The 3,143-nt window shown below is 71.0% G+C and carries 3 protein-coding genes and 1 pseudogene; all 4 read left to right on the top strand.

Annotation, left to right across the window (positions count from 1 at the left end):
- Window positions 1-558: tetratricopeptide repeat protein (locus AOK09_RS29155; RefSeq protein WP_157876078.1), on the top strand; the 558-nt coding region annotated here is incomplete at its 5' end.
- A gap of 591 nt (window positions 559-1,149) precedes the next feature.
- Window positions 1,150-1,800, top strand: coding sequence for a DUF6230 family protein (locus AOK09_RS29150; protein WP_055590237.1), 651 nt, complete (start codon window positions 1,150-1,152; stop codon window positions 1,798-1,800).
- Window positions 1,801-1,937: 137 nt separating this feature from the next.
- Complete coding sequence (locus AOK09_RS29145) at window positions 1,938-2,483, top strand: DUF6114 domain-containing protein (RefSeq protein ID WP_063796106.1); 546 nt, start codon at window positions 1,938-1,940, stop codon at window positions 2,481-2,483.
- Window positions 2,480-3,143 (top strand): annotated as a pseudogene (locus AOK09_RS39565) (hypothetical protein); the annotation flags it as partial. The gene AOK09_RS29145 and the pseudogene AOK09_RS39565, both read left to right, overlap by 4 nt.

Below are 3,143 nucleotides of genomic sequence, written 5' to 3'. Positions count from 1 at the left end.
CTCTTCCAGGGGGCGGTGAACGAGGCTCAGGCCCGTCAGTACCTGGACCAGCTGATCCTGGTCGCCGAGCAGCGGTTCGGCATCGTGGGCGGGGCGGTCGCCGAGGGCGGGGGCGAGGAGGGGGCAGCCGTTCCCGCGGTGCCCGAGGACCCGACGCTGGCCGCGGCCCATGACGCGCTGGACCGGGGCGACCTCGGTGGCGCCATCCAGGCCTACCGCAACGTCCTGGCGGACCGCCCGGCCGACGAGGAGGCGAAGCTGGGCCTGGCCCAGGCGGAGCTGCTGCAGCGGGTGCAGGGCAAGGACCCGCAGGCGGTGCGGACGGCGGCGGCCGGTGACCCCAAGGACGTCCAGGCGCAGCTGGACGCCGCGGATCTGGATCTCGTCGGCGGGCATGTCGAGGACGCCTTCGGGCGGCTCGTGGACACCGTCGGCCGTACGGTGGGTGACGACCGGGACCGTGTCCGGCTGCGTCTGCTGGACCTCTTCGAGGTGATCGGCGCGGAGGACCCGAGGGTGGCCAAGGCCAGGTCGGCGCTGGCCCGGGTGCTCTTCTGAGGCACTTGCGACGGCCCTCGGTGCCACGGTGATTTGGCGACATTGACCCAGCTTTACCAAATCTTGATAACACCCCGGGATGGTCACTGGCAGTGACCATCCCGGGGTGTTTCGTCCATATTTCATGCGCACGGCTTCTTCGCGAGTGCCACAGAAGATGACGCTCCGTGCCCAATATTCGCTCGCTGTGAGCGGTCGGCGACGCTGTTGGATTACTCGTCAGTAATGGAGGCCTTGTGTTCAGGCCTCGTTTCGACCACGATCAGCCACGCTCGGTTCCTTGCTTCCCCTCTCCGGCACCCGGTCGGAGGGGCGGCGCCAGGGGTCCCCACCGGGCAGGTTCCGGCCCCGGCCGGCGCCTCGAGGGCAGGGGGGTCTTCGTCCGCCCGGACGGAGCCTGTCCTCACCGGCTGTGCACCCAGCACGGCCGTTGGTTGTCGCTCGGGGGTGATCGCCGATGATGTCGGTCGGACTACCGTGCCGACGGAACGTGTGGCGCTCTCCTTACCGAGGACGTAGCTCTTCTCCCCATCTAAGGCCAGGACCCGGCGGGGCGCGGCCGGAGATGTACGTCCGAGAAGGAGGACATATATGTCCCTGACTTACGGCAAGACCCGCTGGAAGCGGTTCGCCGTTGTAATGGTGCCGAGCATCGCGGCGACGGCCGCTATCGGTGTCAGCCTGGCGCAGGGCGCGCTCGCCGCGTCCTTCAACGTCTCCGGGCAGCAGTTCAAGGTCGCCGCAGGGCACCTCGAGGGTGACGGCTTCGCCCAGTACGGCTCGGTGGACGTCGAGAAGGCAGGACCCGACCACGCGCACTCGGTCGCGGTCTCCTCCTTCAAGAGCGCGACCATCAACAAGCTGTGCCAGTCGGTGGTGCTGGACGCGCCGCTGATCGGCAAGGTGTCGCTGAACATCAACGCCGGTGACGACGCCAACAAGCCGGTCGAGGCCACCAACCTCTACATCGACCTCGACGACCTCAAGGCCGATGCCACCTTCACCAACATCAACATCGGTGTTGCGACGGGTGCCATCAGCAAGGGCAACGTCAACCCGGCGGACCGGGCCGCGGCCCAGAAGCTGGGCGCCGGCGACCAGTTCGAGAACTCCTTCGCGCAGGAGGCCGACCACGCCTCCCTCGACGGTGTGCAGCAGACCGCCTGGGCGACCTCTGCCGGCACCTTCAAGCTGAGCGGCCTCCACCTGGCCGTGAAGAAGGGCGTCAGCGAGTGCTTCTGACCCGCACCCGTGCGGATCGGCATCACTCCACAGGCCGGACGGCCCGCAAGGCCTGAGGGCTGAGCGGTGGGGAGGAGCCGTCCCCGGCTCCTCCCCACCCCTGCACCACCAGCTGCTACTCCACAGGGAGCTGCAACGTGACCAGCGCGACCGCCCAGGTGCGGCCCGATGACGTCAGCGCCTTCGACCGGAACCGCCGCAGGTTCCGCGACTGGCGCCACCGCCGACCCTTCTGGGGCGGTCTGCTGGCGATGATCGCTGGACTGCCCATCCTGTACTTCCCCTACGCCCACCTGAGCATCGGCGGACTGACCTTCGCCATGGCGACCACCGGCGGTGCCGGAGCGCTGATCATCGGCATCCTGCTGATCGTGCTCGGGATCAGCGCCTGGCTGCAGCCGATGTCCAGGCTCTTCGCGGGCGTGGCGACCATCCTTCTCTCCCTGGTCTCCATCCCGGTCTCCAACCTCGGTGGATTCGGCATGGGCCTGGTCCCCGGCCTGATCGGCGGCGGGCTGATGGCCGCGTGGGCTCCGCTGAAGCAGCCCGCGCCGGCTGCCGCGGACCAGGGGCCCGCGGAGGCGGCAGGGGAGGAGTCCGCGACCGCTCAGCTGCCCGCAGGGCCCGCTGAGACCACCCTGACCAAGCCCGGTGACCCGGAAGCCTCCGGGGAGGGCCGATGACGGACGACGGCAGCAGCGCAGACGAGAACAGGGTCACCACCCGGGGTCCGCGCCATGCCGCACCGCGCCGGCAGCTGCGCAGCCGGCTGCAACTGCCCGCGGGCAAGGTGCTGGCCATCGCCGCCGTGCCCACCGCACTGCTGATGGGCGCCGGCTACACCCCCACCCTGGCCCTGGCGGACGACGCCTCGACCAAGGACATGGCCAAGGCCTGCGCCACCGCGACGGACACCCCGCTCCAGGACGCCACCCCGTCGGCCTCGGCGGACAGCGGCAAGCAGCCCGCAGCGACCGACGCCCCGTCGGCCACGCCGTCGCCGAGCGCCTCCGCCCCGGCGGCCGGGCAGAGCAGCGAGCCGTCCGGCGGTGGGACCCCGGCGCAGAGTGCGACACCGTCAGCCGACCCCTCCGCGCCGGCGACCGGTGCGGCCGACGCCGGCGGTACCACGGGCCAGTCGGCGGCCGAGAAGCTCTCCCAGGCCGCCAGGCTCCCTGCCGCGTCCCCGTCCCCGAGCACCACCGCCACCACCGGAACCACCGCTGCCGACGCACGCGGACAGGGGCTGCTGGGCGGACTGCTCGGCGGTGTCGGCGGACTGCTCACCGGTGGCGGTTCCTCCGGGGGCGCCTCGGCGACCCCGACCCCCTCGCCGTCGGCCA

It is taken from the genome of Peterkaempfera griseoplana (assembly GCF_001418575.1).
Classification (GTDB): domain Bacteria; phylum Actinomycetota; class Actinomycetes; order Streptomycetales; family Streptomycetaceae; genus Peterkaempfera; species Peterkaempfera griseoplana.
The sequence above is the reverse complement of the archived record's forward strand: the minus strand, read 5'-3'. Positions and strand labels throughout refer to the sequence as shown.

Bases quoted from the DNA above. Each gene is read 5' to 3' on its own strand.
- AOK09_RS29150 (WP_055590237.1), top strand. From the start codon at position 1,150: ATGTCCCTGACTTACGGCAAGACCCGCTGGAAGCGGTTCGCCGTTGTA.